Here is a 19010-nt window from a genome sequence, read left to right as displayed (position 1 = left end):
ATTGATCCTCCCCCGCAAGGGGGAGTTGGCGCCGTAGGTGACGGAGGGGGAGGACATCGGAACAGAGGTTCCCCTTACCTCCCCCCTCCCTCAGGCAACCGCCTGCCACCTCCCCCAAGCGGGGGAGGGTCGATAGACTTCCAAAATCTCAAGCTATTGCCGCGCGGCTTTCGCCGCGATTCCCCGCACTCCCAATCGAAAAAGGCGGGGCGATCGCAAGGATCGCCCCGTAGTTCAGGGAGAAGACCGGGACAGGGGAGACCCGGTCAAGTCGCCGTCCACAGGGGGAGAGGGGCGGCGACCCACTCCCTTTCGTCCCGATATGTTGCAGCGATATGTCGGACGGGGCGACGGACGAACTTTTAGTTAAGCGCTGCCAACCTGTTCTCCCGCGAAAGCGGGAGCCCAGGGTTTCAAGCGCCATCGCCAGCGCCCCCTGCCCTCACCCTCGCCGCCTTCGCCGTCTCCCCTTCTCCCATCGGGAGAGGGAAGGAGCCCGCCGGCTCTTGCCGGTGGGAAAGGTGAGGGCAAGGCCAAGCTTCAGCCCCGAGAAAGCGCCCGCCCCGCCACGGCATCCAGCTTCGCCACCAACGCCGGATCACGAGCCTTCCGCGCCGTAATGATCGCGCTATCCAGGCACGTATCGATCGGCGAAGCCTCCCGCTCCACCGGCAAGGCGCGCAGCAACGCCATCACCATCGCCCGAGCCTTCGCCGCATTGGCACCAAGCTGCGCCACGACCTGCGTCACATCGACGCCCGCCTCGTCCTCACGCCAGCAATCGTAATCCGTCACCATGCCGACCAGCGCGTACGGAAGCTCCGCCTCCCGCGCGAGCTTCGCCTCGGGCATCGCGGTCATCCCGATCACGTCGCAGCCCCATTGGCAGTAGAGCCGGCTTTCCGCCCGCGTCGAGAATTGCGGGCCTTCCATCGCGAGATAGGTGCCGCGGTCGTCGACCTGCGCACCCGCCTCACGCGCGGCGTCGGCGGCATAGCGCGCCAGTCGCGGGCAGACCGGGTCCGCCATCGAGACATGCGCGACGAGGCCGGTGCCGAAGAAACTCGACGGCCGCCCCTTGGTGCGATCGATGAACTGGTCGACCACGGTGAAACTCCCTGGCGGCCGTTGCTCGACCAGCGACCCGACCGACGACACCGCCAGCACGTCCGTCACGCCAAGCCGCTTCAACGCATCGATGTTCGCGCGCGCGTTCAGCTCCGACGGTGAGATCCGGTGCCCACGCCCATGCCGCGGCAGGAACGCCACCCCGACATGCCCGACTCGCCCGGTATAGATAGCATCGGACGGCTCGCCCCAGGGCGTTTCCACCGTCTGCCAACGCCCGTCCTCGATCCCATCGACCGCATACAGCCCCGACCCGCCGATGACGCCGATCGTCCAGCCACTCACTCGGCGAGCGCCCTAGGCCGTGCGTAAACGAAATAGATCACCAGCCCGAGCAGGTTCCAAAGTCCGAAATACAGTTGCGTCTTCGAAGGCAGGCTGAAGAACAGATATAGACACCCAAGGATACCGATCGTCCCAACCAGCGTCGCTGCTGGCGCCCGGAACGTCCGTACCGCGTCGGGCGCCCGGCGGCGCATAACGAGCATACACGCGCAGACCGCGACGAACGCGGCGAGCGTCCCCGCGTTGGCGAGCGCGGCGATCTCGGCGAGCGGCAACAGGCCTGCAATCACCGCGACGATCGCCGCGGTGATCCACGTGATCCGCACAGGCGCGCCCCGCCGCGACACCTTGGCAAGGCTCAACGGCAGCAACCCGTCACGCGCCATCGTGAAGAAGATCCGGCTCTGCCCGAACAGGAACGCGAGCAGCACCGTCGGCAACGCAATGACAGCGGAAGCGCCGAGGAAGGTCGCAAACCCCGGCCGACCAATCTCGCGCAGAATCAGCGCGAGTGGCTCGGCGCTGCCGGCGAACTTGGTGTAGGACAGCGCGCCGACCGCGGCGACCGCGACGAGGATGTAGATCGCGATGCACACAACCATCGACCCGACGATCCCGATCGCGAGATCGCGGCCGGGGTTCTTGGTCTCCTCCGCCGCGGTCGAGATCGCGTCGAAGCCATAGAAGGCGAAGAAGATGATCGCCGCCGCCGCCATGACGCCGCGCTCGGCGCCGTCGGGCTGGACCGCCTTGGGGAAGCCATAGGGCATGAACGGGTGGAGGTTCGCGCTGTTGAAATAGTGCAGCGCGATGAACACGAACACGGTCAGCGCGATCATCTTCACGCCGACCAGCACAGCGTTCAGCGTCGCACTCTCGCGCGTGCCGAACGACAGAACGCCCGCCACGACCGCGATGATGAAGATCGCGGGCACGTTGAGGATGCCGCCAAGCTCGGGGCTGAGCGTCAGTGCCTCGGGGAAGCCGAACGCGCCGCGCAGCAACGGCGCAGCGTAGCCCGACCAGCCGACCGCGACGGTCGACACGACCAGCGAGTATTCAAGAATGAGGCTCCAGCCGATCACCCACGCGATCAGCTCGCCGAGCACGACATAGCTGTAGGTGTACGCGCTGCCCGAGGCCGGGATCATCGTCGCCATCTCGGCATAGGCGAGCGCGGCACAGGCGCAGATCCCGCCGGCGATGATGAAGGACAGGATTACGGCGGGTCCGGCAAGCCCTGCACCGACGCCGATCAGTGTCAGGATGCCGGTACCGACGATCCCACCGACACCCATCGCCACCAGATGCGGCCACGATAGCGTCCGCGCGAGCTGATGCTCGGGCGGCTGCTCGGTTACGATTTTTCGGCGAAACAGACTGGCCACGGATATCCCCTTTTGTTGCGCGGGGAGTGGCACAGGTGGGGCGCGGCGGGCAAGGCACCAGCCAACCACTTACCCGAGCGCCAATATCCTCCTCGGCGGAGGCCAGGGTCCAGTCGGCAAGGTCATCGTGACGATGCGCAGCGCTATGTCAGCAGCGTTTCCCAACTGGGCCCCGGCCTTCGCCGGGGTGGTAGAGGGGAGACGAAATCGAACGGCAGTCCGCTCGTCCTTGTTCTCCCGCGAAGCCGGGAGTGCAGTCTGGGTCCCCGCCTTCGCGGGGACACAAGCTATCTGATGCCGGGATTCAAACGGTGAAGCTTTCCCCACACCCGCAAGCACCCTTGGCGTTCGGGTTCTGGAACACGAAGCCAGCGGTGAAGTCGTCCTCGACCCAATCCATAGTCGACCCGATCAGGTACAAAATCGACCCGCCATCGACGAACAAGGTCCCCCCCGGCGTATCGATCCGCTCGTCGAAAGGTTTGGCCTCGGTGACGTAATCCACCGAATAGGCCAGCCCCGAACACCCACGCTTCGGCGTCGACAGCTTCACTCCGATCGCATCCTCCGGAGCCCGAGCCATCAGGTCGGCGATCCGCGCATGCGCCGTCGCCGTCAGGTTCAGCGCCGCCGGCCGTGCTCGCAATGTCGTCGCCATCACCAATTCCTTCTGCTCCCCTCCCGCCTGCGGGAGGGGTCGGGGGAGGGCTTGAACAGCAGCGTTCCGCTCTCCCCTCCCCTAACCCCTCCCGCAAGCGGGAGGGGAATGATTACAGCATGCCCAGTTCGAGCTTCGCCTCGTCCGACATCTTCTGCGGATCCCAAGGCGGATCCCAGACCAGATTCACTTCCGCAAACCCAACGCCAGGCACCGACCCAACCCGCATCTCGACCTCCGCCGGCATCGACTCCGCCACCGGACAGTTCGGCGTGGTCAGCGTCATCGCCACCACCGCGTGCCCGTCCTCGGTCACTTCGACGCCGTAGATCAGCCCCAGGTCATAGATGTTCACCGGGATCTCGGGATCGTAGATCTCCTTCAGCGCATCGATGATCGCATCGTACACTGCGCCACCGGGCTCGCCGGGCGAATCCACCTGCGGCTTCTGCGCGAGGAAGCCCGCGAGATAATCGCGCTTGCGCTCCGCGTCGGAGTCCGTCTCCATGACGACGCGCGCCTTGGGCGGCGATGCGACCGCATCTACTTCCTCGATCTCGAACCGATCGCTCATTTGAAGATCCTCGTTACTCGCTCGATACCGCGCACCAGCGCCTCGACGTCCGCCGGCCCGTTATACACGCCGAAACTCGCGCGTGCCGTCGCCTCGACGCCCAGCGCCCCCATCAACGGCTGCGCGCAGTGATGGCCGGCACGGATAGCGACGCGCTCCTCGTCCAATATGGTGCCGATGTCGTGCGGATGAACCCCCTCGATCGTGAAGCTCACGATCCCCGCCGAGTCCGCCGGGCCATAGAGGCGCACCGAATTGATACCCGACAGCGCCTCGCGCGTGGCCGTCACCAGCGCGGTCTCGTGCGCGTGGATCGCGTCGAGCCCGATGCTCTCGACATACTCGATCGCCGCATGCAGCCCGAGCGCACCGACGATATGCGGCGTTCCCGCCTCGAACCGTCCCGGCGGCGGCGCGTAGGTGGTTTTGGCGAACGACACCTTGTCGATCATCGATCCGCCACCCTGGTACGGCGGCATCGCGTCGAGCAATTCCGGCTTGGCCCACAGCACGCCGATCCCGGTCGGCCCGTACAGCTTGTGCCCGGAGAACACGTAGAAATCGCAGCCGATCACTTTAACATCGACCGTGATCCGCGGCACCGACTGGCACCCGTCGAGCAGGATCTTCGCGCCGACCGAATGCGCGATCTCGGTCGCGCGCTTGGCGTCGAGCACCGAGCCGAGCACGTTCGAGACATGCCCCAGCGCGACCAGCTGGTGCGCCGGCGTGATCATCCGCTCCATCGCGTCGAGATCGATGCGGTGGTCGGGGGTCAACGGCAACACGTCGATCGCGACGCCGCGCGCTTCCGCGATCATCTGCCAAGGCACGATGTTCGAGTGATGCTCAAGCATGGAGAGCAGGATGCGGTCGCCCGCCTTCAACTGCGTCCCGGCCCAGCACGTCGCTACCAAATTGATAGCCTCGGTAGCACCGCGCACGAACACGATCTCGTCCGACGATCCCGCGCCAATGAACCGCGCCACGGCCTTACGCGCCGCTTCGTAAGCGACGGTCATGTCAGCGGACCGCTGGTACACGCCGCGGTGCACGGTGGCGTAAGTCTCGCCATAAGCGCGCGTGATCGCGTCGACCACCACCTGCGGCTTTTGCGCGGTCGCGGCGGTATCGAGATACGCCCAGCCGTTGGGGATCGCCGGGAAATCCGACAGGCGATCCAGGGGACGGGTTTCGGTCGTCACGCTCATACCCCGTCACCCCGGACGAGTTCCGGGGTCCACCGTTGGGCCTGACCCAACGCTTGAGGAGCACGCGGAACGGTGGATGCCGGAACGAGCCCGGCATGACGGAGTGGGTGTGTCACAACGCACGCTCCAGCCATGCATCGGCGTCCGCCACGAAAGCCTCGCGCACCGTCTCATCAACAATCTGCACGAACGCATCGCCGACGAATGCGCGCGTGAGCAGTGCCTGCGCCTTGGCATGCGAGATCCCGCGGCTCTGCATGTAGAACAGCGCGCGCTGGTCGAGTTCGCCGACCGTCGCGCCGTGCGCGCACTTCACGTCGTCAGCGAAGATCTCCAGCTCGGGCTTCAGGTTCACCGTCGCGGTGCGTTGCAACAGCAGCCCGCGGAGCGACTGCACCCCGTCGGTCTTCTGCGCATCGCGCGCCACCTCGACCCGGGCAGCGAGGCTCGCGGTCGACTTGTCCGCCGCGACCGCACGCCAGATCTGCTTGCTCTGCCCGTTCAGCGCCGCATGCCGCACCGACACCGCGCACTCCTGCCGCTGGTCGTTCCGCGTCAGCAACGCGCCGCCATATTCGGCAAACGCATCGTCGCCCGTTACCGTGATCGCCCCATCGATCCGCGTCCCGGCATCGCCCGCGCCCAACACAGTGACGATCAGGCTCGCCTCAGCACCGATCTCGACCTCGTCGCGCAACGACACGAAGCCATCGGCCTGAAGCAACCGCACGGCCCGCGTCAGCTTGGCACCCTTGCCAAGCGCCATCCGCGTCGACCGGTTCGACCAGCCAGCGCCGACATAGGTCTCGACCACCGAAGCGCTCGCGCCATCGGCCAGCACGATCTCGGCGGGAAGCTGGTTCTCACCACCGGTCGCGATGTGGACGATCTGGAGAAGCTCTACGCCGGCGTTCGCCTCGACTTGTATCGACCAACCGCTACCCGTGGTGCGACGACCAAGCGCATGCTCGCCGCCATGGATCGCCGTCATCGTGACATGGCGCAGATCGCTTCGACCCTGATCCAGCACGCCATCGACGAACAGCGCCCGCGCACCCGGCAGGTCCATAAACCACGCATCCGCGTCCAGCGCGGCGCCGCGCGGCAGTCCGGCCGCCGCCGCAATCGCCGCCGGATCACCCCAGCGCCACGATTCCTCGCGCGTCGAGGGAAGGTCGAGCAGCATCGTCACGCGGCGATCCCCACATAGCCTTCGCTCTCGAGCTGCTTGGCGAGGTCCTTGCCGCCCGAGCGGACGATCTTGCCGTCCGCCAGCACGTGGACGAAGTCCGGCTCCACGTAGTCGAGCAGCCGCTGGTAATGCGTGATCAGCAGCACCGCCTTGTCGGGCGCGCGCATGATGCGGTTGATGCCGTCGCCGACGACGCGCAGCGCATCGATGTCGAGCCCCGAATCGGTCTCGTCGAGGATCGCGAACTTCGGGTTGACGATGCCCATCTGGACCATCTCGTTGCGCTTCTTCTCGCCGCCCGAAAAGCCGACGTTCACCGGCCGCTTGAGCATATCGTAGTCCATGCCGAGCAGATCCGCCTGCCCGCGCGCGAGCTTCAGGAACTCGCCGCCCGACAGCGGCTTCTCGTCCCGGGTCGCGCGCTGGGCGTTGAGCGCCTCGCGCAGGAACTGGACGTTCGACACGCCAGGGATCTCGACCGGATACTGGAAGCCTAGGAACACGCCCGCCGCGGCGCGCTCGTGCGCCTCCAGCTCGAGCAGGTCGACGCCGTCGAACGTCACCGAGCCCGCGGTGACCTCGTAACCGGGCCGTCCGCCGAGCACATAGCCCAGCGTCGACTTGCCCGCCCCGTTCGGCCCCATGATCGCGTGCACCTCGCCCGCGTTTACGGTCAGGGACAAGCCCTTGAGGATTTCCTTGCCGTCGATCTCGGCGTGGAGGTTTTCAATTTTCAGCATCGAATGTAGCCCAATTCCAAATCTCTAAATACGAGGCGCCAATTACGCCAATCCTACCCCGTCATTCCCGCGAAGGCGGGAATCCACCCATCCGCATGCGCGAAAGGCGGAGTGGATTCCCGCCTTCGCGGGAATGACGAAAGGGGGCGTGTCACCCCACGGAGCCTTCCAGCGAAATCCCGAGCAGCTTCTGCGCTTCCACCGCGAACTCCATCGGCAGCTGCTGCAGCACCTCCCGCGCAAACCCATTCACGATCAGCGCCACCGCCGCCTCCTGATCCAGCCCCCGCGACATCGCGTAGAACAGCTGGTCCTCGGAGATCTTCGACGTCGTCGCCTCGTGCTCGATCTGCGCGGACGGGTTGCGGACCTCGATATACGGCACGGTATGCGCGCCGCACTGGTCGCCGAGCAGCAGGCTGTCGCATTGCGTGAAGTTGCGTACACCCTCCGCCGTCGGCGCGACGCGCACCAGCCCGCGATACGTGTTGTCCGAACGCCCCGCCGAAATCCCCTTCGACACGATCGTCGAACGCGTGTTCTTGCCAAGGTGGATCATCTTCGTGCCGGTATCGGCCTGCTGGCGATTGTTCGTCACCGCAACCGAATAGAACTCGCCGACCGAGCCATCGCCGAGCAGCACGCACGACGGGTATTTCCACGTGATCGCGCTGCCGGTCTCGACCTGGGTCCAGCTGACCTTCGAGTTCTTGCCCTGGCACAGCGCGCGCTTGGTGACGAAGTTGTAGATCCCGCCGACGCCGTTCTCGTCGCCCGGATACCAGTTCTGCACGGTCGAATATTTGATCTCGGCATCGTCGAGCACGACCAGTTCGACCACGGCGGCATGCAACTGGTTCTCGTCGCGCATCGGCGCGGTGCAGCCCTCGAGATACGAGACGTACGAGCCCTTGTCGGCCACGATCAGCGTGCGCTCGAACTGCCCGGTATTCTCCGCGTTGATGCGGAAGTAGGTCGACAGCTCCATCGGGCAGCGGACGCCCTCCGGGATATAGACGAACGTCCCGTCGGAGAAGACCGCCGAGTTCAGCGTCGCGAAATAGTTATCGCGCTGCGGCACGACCTTGCCGAGCCACTTCCGGACGAGATCGGGATATTCCTTGATCGCCTCGGAGATCGAGCGGAAAATCACGCCCGCGGCCTCAAGCTCCTTGCGGAACGTGGTCGCGACCGAGACGCTGTCGAACACCGCATCGACTGCGACGCGGCGCTTGGGCGTGCCGTCCTCGTTCAGCGGATCCTCGACCACGCCCGCCAGCATCTTCTGCTCGCCGATCGGAATGCCGAGCTTCTCGTAGACGCGCAGGATCTCCGGATCGACCTCGTCGAGCGACCCGAGCTTCGGCTTCGCCTTGGGCTCCGCGTAATAATACGCGTCCTGGTAATCGATCGGCGGCACGTTGAGCTTCGACCAGTCGGGCGCCTCCATCGTCTGCCACAACGCGAACGCCTTCAGCCGCCAGTCAAGCATCCACTGCGGTTCGCCCTTCTTGGCGGAAATGAAGCGCACCGTGTCTTCCGAAAGACCCTTGGGCGCGAATTCCTGTTCGATGTCCGAGGAGAAGCCCCACTCGTACGTCTTGTTCGCGGCGGCATAGGCCTCTGCGTTCCGGGTAGCCATTATCTGTCCTCGGCCGCAAAGCGGCTCTCTAAAATCTCCGCGTCTCCGCGTCTCCGCGTGAACAAAACTGATTCACGCGGAGACGCGGAGACGCGGAGGAAAAGGTGAAGCGCTGCGCGCGATGTGTTCTTCATGCGGGCACCTGTAAAACCGGGGTTTGCGAAAGGCTGGCGAGCGACACGCCGGCGAGCGCACCACGGACCGCGCCGTTGACGGCGTTCCAGTGCGGCTTCACCTTGCACGTCTGCTCGACGCAGCAATCTTGCGATGCACCATCGACACACGACGTCAGTGCGATCGGCCCTTCGACCGCCTCGATGATGTCGGCGAGCGAGATCATCGCGGGCGGACGCGACAGGCGAAAGCCGCCGCCGGTGCCCCGCGTGCTCTCGATCAGCCCGGCAGCGGAAAGCCGGCTCACCAGCTTCTGCACGGTCGGCAGCGGCACGCCGGTCTCCTCGGCGAGCAGCGTCGCGTTCAGCCGCGCGATACCGCCGCAATGACGCGCCGCGGCGCTCATCATCACGACCGCATAGTCGGCAAGGCTGGAAAGACGCATGGTGGCTTCGAAAGTCCAATCGGACCGATATGATCCGATTGGTCAAATGGGCTTTGTGCAGTGCATCGTCAACCCGCCGGGCGGTGCTAACGACTCGCAACTGGGGGCGGGTTTTGTGCATCGCGTAAGGCCCGAAAGCTTGACTTCCCCCCTCCCTGGAAGGGAGGGGTCGGGGGTGGGTCGGCTGCTGACGTCAGGGAGCACCAGCCAACGGACCAACCCACCCCCAGCCCCTCCCTTCCAGGGAGGGGGGCAAGAATGACCCTTCCCGACCAGTGGAAGGAGCAAGGACGACGCGCATGGCCTTCTACCACCCGATCCTCTTCCGTCTCGACGCCGAGCGCGCGCATACTCTCACCATCGCCGCGCTTGCCGCATGGGGGAAGGCCGGCACGCCACTCGCCCCCAGCGTACCGCGGCTCGCGACGACCGTGGCGGGAATCGCCTTCCCCAACCCGGTCGGACTGGCAGCAGGGGTCGACAAGGACGGCCGCGCGATCGACGGCTTCTTCGGGCTGGGCTTCGGCAGCGTCGAGATCGGGACGCTCACGCCGCTCGCGCAGTCCGGCAACCCCAAACCCCGCATCTTCCGCCTTCCTGAAGACCGTGCGGTGATCAACCGTTTGGGCTTCAACAACGGCGGCCTCGATGGCGCGCTTCCCCGGGCACAGAGCGCAAAGCGGAACGGCGTTCTCGGAATCAACGTCGGCGCGAACAAGGACGCGTCGGATCGCACCGCCGACTACGTCCACGGCGTCACCCGAGCCGCGCCGCACGCCGACTACATCACCATCAACATCAGCTCCCCCAACACCCCCGGCCTGCGCGACCTCCAGCACGGCGCAGCGCTCCGCGACCTCCTCGCCGCCTGCACCGCCGCCAAGGGCACCACGCCCATCTTCCTAAAGGTCGCCCCCGACCTCGAACCCGCCGACATCGACGACATCGCCCGCGCCGCGATCGACAACCGCATCGACGCGCTGATCGTCAACAACACGACGATCTCCCGCCCCGGCCTGCGCTCGGCCAATGCCCAGGAAACCGGCGGCCTGTCGGGCGCGCCGCTGGTCCCGCTAGCCCGCCAACGCCTGTCGGACTTCCGCAAGGCAACCGGCGCAGCGATCCCCCTGATTTCGGTCGGCGGCGTAGACAGCGGCGCCGAGGCCTATGTCCGCCTCCGCGCCGGTGCGAGCCTCGTCCAGCTCTACACTGCGCTGGTGTACGAAGGCCCCAGCCTCCCCGCCCGCATCCTCCGCGAACTGGACGCGCTGCTAACGCGCGACGGCTTCGCCTCGGTCGCCGACGCGGTAGGCGTAGACGCCTAACGATCCTCCCCCGCAAGGGGGAGGTGGCTGGCACTCGCCAGACGGAGGGGGCGGCAAGAGTAACCGCTGTTCCGTGTCCTCCCCCTCCGTCGCCTTCGGCGCCACCTCCCCCTGGCGGGGGAGGATTGCAAGGTTGCGAGACGGGTTGCCTCATGTCCGAACCACGCTAGGCTCGCGCTCGATGAAGACCTCTCTCCTAGCGCTCGCCCTCCTCGTTCCCACCGCCACCGTAGAGGCGCGCCAACCCGCCCCAACCAAAGAGCAGGGCATGGTCAGCGCCGCAGACCCTCGCGCGGCCGCCGCCGGCGTCGAGATCCTCCGCGCCGGCGGCAGCGCCACCGACGCCGCCATCGCCACCATGCTAGCCCTCAACGTCGTCGAACCGCAAAGCTCGGGCATCGGCGGCGGCAGCTTCTGGATTTCCCACGCGGCGGGCGGCGCGCTCAGCACGATCGATGCGCGCGAAGAGGCTCCCGCGGCCGCCGACGCGCATTGGTTCTACGCCCCCGACGGCACGCCGCTGAGTCACGCCGACGCCGTCCCCGGCGGCCGCAGCGTCGGCGTCCCCGGCGCGCTCCGCGGCATGGCACTGGCGCACCGGACCTCGGGCAAGCTCCCCTGGGCGCAATTGTTCGCGCCCGCGATCCGCCTCGCGACCAACGGCTTCCAGGCCTCGCCGCGCCTCGTCAACGGCATGAAGGCATACGGCGACCACATCACGCCCGAGACGCGGCGGCTCTTCTCCGCCCCCGACGGCTCACCGATCGCGATCGGCGCCACGATCAAGAACCCCGCCCAAGCAGCACTCCTCCAGCGCATCGCCACCCAAGGCCCCGACAGCTTCTATGTCGGTCCCGAGGCGCAGAAGATCGTCACCGCGGTCAACACCGCCGCGCGCAATCCGTCGAAGATGACGCTCGGCGACCTCGCCAGCTACGACGCGAAATCGCGCCCACCGGTCTGCGTAAAATACCGCGTCTACCGCGTCTGCGGGATGGGCCCGCCCTCGTCCGGCGGCATCACCGTGCTGATGATCCTGAAACAGCTCGAACGCTTCGGCATGGCCGGGCTAGGTAAGAACAGCGCCCAAGCCTGGCACCTGTTCGCCGAATCCTCGCGCCTCGCCTATGCCGACCGCGACCTGTACGTCGGCGATCCCGACTTCGTCCGCGTGCCGGTGCAAGGCATGCTCGATACCAAGTATCTGGCCTCGCGCTCGGCGCTGATCTCCCCCACCACGACGATGACGAACGTGGCGGCAGGCTCGCCCCCCGGCGCCCCTGCCCGCACCCGCGCGCCGGTCAGCGAAGTCGCCGGCACCACCGACATCGCCACCGTCGACGCGCGCGGCAACGTCGTCGAGGTGACCACCACCGTCGAAGGCTATTTCGGCTCGGGCCTGACGGTCGACGGCACCGTGCTCAACAACCAGCTGACCGATTTCGACATCGTCCCCGAGAAGGACGGCGCGCTTGTCGCCAACCGCGTCGAGGGTGGCAAACGCCCACGCAGTTCGATGTCGCCGACGATCGTCTACGGCCCCGACGGCAAGGTTCGCCTCGCGGTCGGCGCAGCCGGTGGCTCGACGATCATCGCGCAGGTGGCGAAGGCGATCATCGGCGTGGTCGACTGGAAGCTGTCCGCGCAGGACTCGATCGCGCTCGGCCTGCTCTACGCGCCCGGCCACGTCGCCGCCGCCGAAAAGGGCACAGAGCGCGAAGGGATGGTTCCCTCGTTGCAAGCGCTAGGCGAGACGGTCCAGGTCGCAGCGCTAGGCCTCAAGGCAAACGCGATCGAGCGCGTAGGCGGCAAATGGGTCGGCGCAGCAGACCCCCGCAGCGAAGGTGTCGCGATCGCGGAGGACGGTACCGTCACCAAGATCCAGCGCGTCGGCGCCCTTCAGCGCGCACCGGAGTAAGCCGCGTTCTGCCCCCTTGTTCTCCCGCGAAGGCGGGAGCCCAGACTGGGTCCCCGCCTTCGCGGGGAAACAAGCTTGGAGCGTGACACGCCGACGGGCTATACCACCCCAAAGATCGAGCACCCCCGCCAAGGCAAGCTCGCAGAGCACGTCAGGAGAGACAATGGCCCGCCAGCTCGAACGCTTCCCGAACCTCGTCACGATGTTCTTCACGCGCGCCGCGGAGAAAGGCGACGCCCCGTTCCTATGGACCAAGACGGGCGGCACCTGGGTCGCCACCAGCTGGGCCGAAGCCGCACGCCAGGTCGCCAGCCTCGCCACCGCGCTCACCGCGATCGGCCTCAAGCGCGGCGACCGCGTCATGCTGGTCGCCGAGAACCGCCCCGAATGGTGCCTCAGCGACCTCGCGATCATGGCCGCCGGCTGCATCACGGTGCCGACCTACGTCACCAACACCGAGCGCGATCACCTCCACATCATCGAGAATGCCGGTGCCTGCGCGATCATCGTCTCGACCGCGAAGCTCGCGAAGACGCTCCTCCCCGCGGTCCTCCGTTCGAACCAGGCGCACACGGTGATCGGGCTCGAGGACATGAAGGTCCCCGCCTCGATCGACTTCCACAACTGGCACGCACTGATCGCCGCGCACCAGACCGCCCCCGAGACCGCCGCCGCCCGCGCTGACTTCGAACGCGAGGACCTCGCGTGCATCATCTACACCTCGGGCACCGGCGGCGCGCCACGCGGCGTGATGCAGCACCACGGCGCGATCCTCCACAATTGCGCCGGTTGCGCCTCAGTGATCTCCGAGGATTTCGGCTGGGACGACGAGGTCTTCCTGTCTTTCCTGCCCCTAAGCCATGCCTACGAACACACCGGCGGCCAGCATTTCCCGATCTCGCTCGGCGGCCAGATCTACTACGCGGAAGGCCTGGAGAAGCTCGCCGCCAACATCGAAGAGACGCGCCCGACGATCATGTTCGTCGTCCCCCGCCTGTTCGAAGTCCTCCGCACGCGCATCTCGAAGACGATCGAGAAACAGGGCGGCGCCTCGGCCTACCTCCTGCGCCAAGCGCTCGACATCGGCGGCAAGCGCTACGCCGGCCGCCTGCGGCTGATCGACCGCCCGATGCAGGCTGCCGTCGCCACCCTCTTCAAGCCGAAGATCTCGAAAAAGTTCGGCGGCCGGTTGAAAGCGATGATCTCCGGCGGCGCGCCGCTCAACCCCGAGGTAGGCCTGTTCTTCGAGGCACTCGGCCTCACCTTCCTGCAAGGCTATGGCCAGACCGAGGCCGCGCCCGTCATCTCCTGCAACCGCCCCAACGCCGGCGTCCGCATGGACTCGGTCGGCCCCGCGCTCAAGGACACCGAGGTCCGCATCGCCGAGGACGGCGAGATCCTGGTCCGCGGCGAACTCGTCATGCACGGCTATTGGCGCAACGACGCCGAGACCGCGAAAGTGCTCAAGGACGGCTGGCTTCACACCGGCGACATCGGCGAGATCGACGACCGCGGCCGGATCCGCATCACCGATCGCAAGAAAGACCTGATCATCAACGACAAGGGCGAGAACGTCGCCCCGCAGAAGGTCGAGGGGATGCTCACGCTCCAGCCCGAGATCGCGCAGGCGATGATCGCCGGCGACAAGCGGCCCTACATGGTGGCGCTGATCGTGCCCGATCCGGAATGGACGCAGGAATGGTGCGCCAAGAACGGCGACGCGTGCAGCTTCGCGCGACTGGCGGAGAACAGCGAGTTCCGCACGGCGATCGGCCACGCGGTCGAGCGGGTGAACAAGGACCTGACGGTGACAGAGCGGGTGCGGCGGTTCGTGCTTGCGGATGGTCCGTTCACGATCGAGAACGAGCAACTGACGCCGAGTTTGAAGATCCGCCGCCACGTCCTGAAACAGGCCTACGGCGAGAGGCTGGACGCGCTGTACAAAAGCTGAGCGCCCGGCTGCCTATCTGCTCCCCTCCCTGAAAGGGAGGGGTCGGGGGTGGGTAGGCCCGTGAGTCCCACCGACCTTCGCCAAGATCACCTCGGCGACGCCGTCCGGGTTTATAGCAACGTCAGAATTCCAGAACCGGATCACGCGCCACCCGAGTCCTTCAAGGAAAGCAGTTCGCTCGATATCTGACTGCGAGCCAATATGCTGGCTTCCATCGAACTCGATTGCCAGCTTCACACTGCGACAGGCGAGATCGATGATGCAGTGCCCGACCACGAACTGCCGCGTGAAGCGGGGGCGGACACCGCTCAGCCTGTGCCAAATCAGACGCTCGGTCTCCGTCGCATGCGTCCGCAACGAGCGAGCGCGGATAGTCATCAAAGGTACAACGCGGGCCATACGCGACAGGCTGGCCGATCGTGTTACGGACGGCAACCCACCCCCGACCCCTCCCTTTCAGGGAGGGGAGCAGAAGGAAGGTCCGGCTACTTCTTCGCCGAAGTCGCAGCCGGCACCACGGCCATGGTCCAATCCTTCTCCGGCCGCAGATACTTCGCCGCCGTCGCCTGCAACTCCACCGGCGTGGTCGCCACCAGATCGCTCGCGATCCGCTGCGTAGCCGCGATCCGCCGCGGATCGAACGTCGCCCCGCCGAGCTGCTGCAACCAGAACTGGTTCCCGGTCGAGGCGCGCAGGATATACTGCCCCATCGGCTTCTTAATCCGGTCCAGCTCGTCCGCCGCGATCGGCGTCGACACCAGCTCCGCCGCAATCTGCCGCGCGATCTGGAAGAAGAACGACACCTTGTCCGGCGCCACCTGCCCGATCGCGACCATCCGCCCGCCGGTGTTCATCCCGACAGGCCACTGCCTCGACACGTTCGGGCTGTAGCTCGCGCCCGCCGCCTGCCGCAACCGTTCGAATAGGCGGTCGCTGAACACCTGCGCCAGCACGTCGAGACGCCGCGCCTCGACGATGTTGTCGATCCCGCCACCCGTCGGCCACGCGATCACAGCCGCCGCCTGGTTCTCAGGCCCGGTATGCGCCCGCATCACCGGCGTCGCGTTATGCGCCGGGAAGCCAACCGGCGCCCCGACCGTCGACACCGCCGTCCGCGGCTTCATCGCCCCGAACGACTTCGCCACTGCAGCGATCGCATCCTCGGTCTTCACGTCGCCGAAGATCGAGACCTCGATCGGTCCGGTCTTCAGGATCGGCTCCCAGAACGCGCGAAAGTCCTTCGCATTCAGCGCCTCGACGGTCGGTTTCGACGGCGTACCCCAACGCGGATCGCCTGCCCGCAGCAGACCTTCGAGGTCCCGCGACAACACGCCATCAGGTGACGAATCATACCCCGCAAACCCCGCCAGCGCTGCCACGCGTGCACGCGCCACCGGTGCCGGATCCCACGCCGGGAACGCGAGTTTCGCCGCCATCAGTCGCAACTGATCGGCATAATCCGCCGGCGACGTGATCGCGCTCAGCGTGAAGGCATCGTCGTCGATCCCGAAGTCGAGCCCGATCCGCCGCCCCGCCGTCAGCTGGTCGAGATCGCCCTGGTCGAGCTTGCCGATACCCCCCGCCACCAGAGCGAGATCACCCGCCCACGCCGGCGTCGGCCGGTTCGACGGGATCGCCGTATAACCGCCACCGAACCGCACGCGCACATACACGCGCCCGGTCTCGCCCGCGTTCGGGAACAGCAGCACGCGCGTCCCGTTGGCCAAGTTCACCTGCTCCATGTCGAACGCCGTAATCTTCTCGCGGCTCGCGACGACACCCGGCTTGCCGAGCGACGGCAGCTTCGAGAAGTCGACCGCAGCCTGCGCACGACGCTTGCCGGCAAGCCCCGATACGTCAGCCTTCAAAGCGGTCGCCAATTTGTTCGCAGCCCCGGCATCGGGCGTCTGCGTATTCACGAGGGCGCGCGTAGCCGTGCCCTCGAAAATCGCCTTGCTCGATGCGAGCAGCGTGGCAGGCGTGAACATGCCCTTCGCCTTGGCGTCCTGCAAAATCTTGTACGACGTCTCGGGCCCGGCCACGGTCTCGCGGATGTCGAGCGCACCGACCATGTCGTCCGCCTGCTTCGAGCCCGCCTCGACCTTGGCGGTCTCGACGCTGGTCCGCATGATCGTGTCGAAATCGGCATATTCGCGGTCGACTTCGGCCTGGCTCGGCGCGTTGGTCTGCGCATCGGCGATCACCGCGCGGACGTCCTTCAACGCCGCTTCCCAGTCGGTGCCGATCGGCACGATGTTGACGCTGGTCAGGTTCGCCGATCGCGACACGTCGTCGATCGACACGCCCGCCTGCAGGAAACTCCCGCCCGCACGCGCCCGCGTTTCCAGACGACGACTGATCAGCCGCGTCGCGAGCACGTCGACCAGCCGCTTCTGGTTCATGATCGCGGTGTCGTCCTTATACTCCCAAGGCCGCACCACGCCGAGTGTCACCACCGCAGGAATAGCCGGCTCGGCGATCGTCGCGGAGACCGGCGCCTTCGGATCGGGCTTGCCGAAGCTGGGCGCCGGCACGAACGGCCCGATGCCCTTCCAGTCCGCGAAGTTCTTGACGATCAGCCGCCCGAACAGCGCCGGATCCATGTCGCCCGAGATGATGACGACGGTGTTTTCCGGCCGATACCAGCGATCGTGAAACGCCTTCACGGTCGCACCAGTAGCCGCCTCGAGCGTCTTGATGTTGCCGATCGGCGAGCGATCCGCGAGCGGCTGCCCGGCGAAGAACGTCGCGCGGATCGCATCGCCGAACCGCACCTGCGGCCCCGGCTGCTCGCGCTGTTCGGCCAGCACGACCGGCCGCTCGGCGGTAACGGAGGCGTCGGTGATGACCGGCTTCTCCATCATGCCAGACATGATCTTCAGGCTCTCGTCGAGGCCCGCTTCGGTCGCCGACGGAAGGTCGAGCTTGAAGGTGGTCGAAGTCGGCGTCGTCTGCGCGTTGGTATCAGACCCGAAGGTCGCCCCGAACCGCTGCCACACGCGCTTCGCCTCACCATCCGGCACGTATTCCGAACCGCGGAACGACAGATGTTCGATGAAATGCGCGAAGCCCCGCTCGCTGTCGGTCTCGTTCAGCGACCCCGCATCGATCCGCACGCGCACCGACACCTGGCCCGGCGGCACGCCGTTCTTGCGCACCGCAAAGCGCATGCCGTTGGGCAACGCGCCGAACTTCCACTCCGGATCCCGCGTGAGATCGCTGCCCTTGTACAGCCACGCGGTCGTATCGATCCCCGGCAGCTCGGGAAGCGTCGGCGCTTCCTTTGCAGGGGTGGATACGGCCTGCTGCGTCGCCATCTGGCCGCTCGCCGGAATGGCGAGGCCGAGGATGACCGGGAGGAGGACGGGAGCGCGGTACAAGCGCGAAAAGGACACCATGGTTCACCTGTAGCGGTCGCGGGCGTCGCTCGCCAGTGCCCTGCCTCGGCGCCGGGCTCGCGGTGCCATCATTTCGTCCAACACTGCCGGTATATCGTGTCCGAACAAGGGGATCGGCGCCACCGCGCGCCTGGATGCAGGGTAGAGATGACGGTCGAAGCCGAACTGGGGCACGAACTGGGCCACGAACTGGGACAGTGTTCATTGTGGCGGGATTCGGGCGGGCCGGCAGCACACCGCGGCGCCCGGGTGCCCGATCTGAAAATCATATCCGGCGCGCCCAAACCCGGCGTGCCGATGGTCGCCGAAGCCAACCGCCCACTGATCATCCGCGTCGGCAAGCACTTGCGTGGCGTGTTCGATCGCATGATCGCCTCGTCCTCGCTGGTCGCCAATGATCCGGTGCTCGACGTCCGCGACTTCGCCTGGACGGCGGGCCTGCGCGAGAACTGGGCCGCGATCCGCGACGAGGCCGTCCGCGTCGCGCTGCAAGGCGAAGCATCACCCAGCCTCGCGACGATCTCGCCAGACCACCGCTCGATCGCCGAGGTCGACAAATGGCGCTCATTCTTCCTGTATGGCTACGGCTACCCGATCGTGGAGAGCCTCGCGCGCTGCCCACATACCGCAGCAGCCGTTGCGCGCATTCCCGGCCTCAACAGCGCGTTCTTCTCGATCCTCGCGCCGGGCACGCACATCCCCGAGCACCGCGGCGTGACCAAGGGCCTCATCACCTGCCACCTCGGCCTGATCGTGCCGCGCGACGGCGACGTCCGCATGCGCGTCCACGACCGCACGGTCCGCTGGGCGGAAGGCGAGACGCTCGTATTCGACGACACCTACCAGCACGAGGTCTGGAACGACACGACCGGCACCCGCGTCGTGTTGCTGATCCAGTTCGAGCGCCCCCTGCGCAACCCCGGCAAGTGGATCGCCGACCTGTTCCTGGGCGTCGTTCGCCGCTCCGCCTTTGTCCAGGACGCGGTCCGCAACATCGGCAGCTGGAACGCCGCGGTGAAACAGCTCGACGTCTGAGCGATC

General features: G+C 66.6%; 15 protein-coding genes. 4 read left to right on the top strand and 11 right to left on the bottom strand.

Annotated features, from left to right (window positions below):
* Nucleotides 1-540: 540 nt before the first annotated feature.
* The 9 genes from ASE82_RS00855 to ASE82_RS00815 form a co-directional block, all read right to left on the bottom strand.
* Complete coding sequence (locus ASE82_RS00855) at nucleotides 541-1413, bottom strand: S-methyl-5'-thioadenosine phosphorylase (protein ID WP_056057677.1); 873 nt, start codon at nucleotides 1411-1413, stop codon at nucleotides 541-543.
* The gene (locus tag ASE82_RS00850; protein WP_056057675.1) at nucleotides 1410-2801 is read right to left on the bottom strand and encodes an amino acid permease; all 1392 of its coding nucleotides are present in this window, start codon (nucleotides 2799-2801) and stop codon (nucleotides 1410-1412) included. The genes ASE82_RS00855 and ASE82_RS00850 overlap by 4 nt, the downstream gene beginning before the upstream one ends.
* Nucleotides 2802-3105: 304 nt before the next feature.
* Nucleotides 3106-3459 carry a HesB/IscA family protein gene (locus ASE82_RS00845; protein WP_056057673.1) on the bottom strand — a complete coding sequence of 118 codons (354 nt, stop codon included), beginning with the start codon at nucleotides 3457-3459 and terminating at the stop codon, nucleotides 3106-3108.
* A 112-nt stretch (nucleotides 3460-3571) separates the two neighbouring features.
* A complete protein-coding gene (locus ASE82_RS00840) occupies nucleotides 3572-4033 on the bottom strand; it encodes an SUF system Fe-S cluster assembly protein (protein ID WP_056057670.1) in 462 nt (153 codons plus the stop codon).
* On the bottom strand, nucleotides 4030-5244 hold the full coding sequence (locus tag ASE82_RS00835) for a cysteine desulfurase (protein ID WP_056057667.1): 1215 nt from the start codon (nucleotides 5242-5244) through the stop codon (nucleotides 4030-4032). Before ASE82_RS00835 ends, ASE82_RS00840 begins: the two co-directional genes overlap by 4 nt.
* A 112-nt stretch (nucleotides 5245-5356) precedes the next feature.
* Nucleotides 5357-6430: a SufD family Fe-S cluster assembly protein gene (locus ASE82_RS00830; RefSeq protein WP_056057664.1), complete on the bottom strand. Its 1074-nt coding sequence runs from the start codon at nucleotides 6428-6430 to the stop codon at nucleotides 5357-5359.
* 2 nt (nucleotides 6431-6432) lie between these two features.
* Nucleotides 6433-7176: a Fe-S cluster assembly ATPase SufC gene (gene sufC, locus ASE82_RS00825; RefSeq protein ID WP_056057662.1), complete on the bottom strand. Its 744-nt coding sequence runs from the start codon at nucleotides 7174-7176 to the stop codon at nucleotides 6433-6435.
* A gap of 151 nt (nucleotides 7177-7327) precedes the next feature.
* On the bottom strand, nucleotides 7328-8818 hold the full coding sequence (gene sufB, locus ASE82_RS00820; RefSeq protein WP_056057660.1) for a Fe-S cluster assembly protein SufB: 1491 nt from the start codon (nucleotides 8816-8818) through the stop codon (nucleotides 7328-7330).
* Nucleotides 8819-8948: 130 nt separating this feature from the next.
* Nucleotides 8949-9377, bottom strand: coding sequence for an SUF system Fe-S cluster assembly regulator (locus ASE82_RS00815; RefSeq protein ID WP_056057656.1), 429 nt, complete (start codon nucleotides 9375-9377; stop codon nucleotides 8949-8951).
* A gap of 299 nt (nucleotides 9378-9676) precedes the next feature.
* Between ASE82_RS00815 and ASE82_RS00810 the strand changes: the two genes are divergently transcribed.
* The 3 genes from ASE82_RS00810 to ASE82_RS00800 all read left to right on the top strand — a co-directional run bounded on the left by ASE82_RS00810 (nucleotide 9677) and on the right by ASE82_RS00800 (nucleotide 14571).
* Entirely contained in the window at nucleotides 9677-10702 is a 1026-nt protein-coding gene (locus ASE82_RS00810; RefSeq protein ID WP_056057653.1) for a quinone-dependent dihydroorotate dehydrogenase, read from the top strand.
* A gap of 181 nt (nucleotides 10703-10883) precedes the next feature.
* A complete protein-coding gene (gene ggt / locus ASE82_RS00805) occupies nucleotides 10884-12620 on the top strand; it encodes a gamma-glutamyltransferase (protein ID WP_056057650.1) in 1737 nt (578 codons plus the stop codon).
* 163 nt (nucleotides 12621-12783) lie between these two features.
* Nucleotides 12784-14571 carry an AMP-dependent synthetase/ligase gene (locus ASE82_RS00800; protein ID WP_056057648.1) on the top strand — a complete coding sequence of 596 codons (1788 nt, stop codon included), beginning with the start codon at nucleotides 12784-12786 and terminating at the stop codon, nucleotides 14569-14571.
* Nucleotides 14572-14583: 12 nt separating this feature from the next.
* On the opposite strand, the gene ASE82_RS00795 is transcribed toward ASE82_RS00800, so the two are convergent.
* Both ASE82_RS00795 and ASE82_RS00790 read right to left on the bottom strand, forming a co-directional pair.
* Nucleotides 14584-14949: an endonuclease domain-containing protein gene (locus ASE82_RS00795; RefSeq protein WP_335337792.1), complete on the bottom strand. Its 366-nt coding sequence runs from the start codon at nucleotides 14947-14949 to the stop codon at nucleotides 14584-14586.
* A 107-nt stretch (nucleotides 14950-15056) separates the two neighbouring features.
* Nucleotides 15057-17969: a M16 family metallopeptidase gene (locus tag ASE82_RS00790; RefSeq protein ID WP_056057640.1), complete on the bottom strand. Its 2913-nt coding sequence runs from the start codon at nucleotides 17967-17969 to the stop codon at nucleotides 15057-15059.
* 297 nt (nucleotides 17970-18266) lie between these two features.
* Here ASE82_RS00790 and ASE82_RS00785 point away from each other — a divergent pair, with 297 nt between their 5' ends.
* Nucleotides 18267-19004: an aspartyl/asparaginyl beta-hydroxylase domain-containing protein gene (locus ASE82_RS00785; protein ID WP_056059472.1), complete on the top strand. Its 738-nt coding sequence runs from the start codon at nucleotides 18267-18269 to the stop codon at nucleotides 19002-19004.
* Nucleotides 19005-19010: the final 6 nt, after the last annotated feature.

This window comes from Sphingomonas sp. Leaf230, from assembly GCF_001421745.1.
Taxonomy (GTDB): Bacteria; Pseudomonadota; Alphaproteobacteria; order Sphingomonadales; family Sphingomonadaceae; genus Sphingomonas.
Note: the sequence above shows the minus strand (reverse complement) of the source record. Positions and strands in the feature narration are given on the sequence as shown.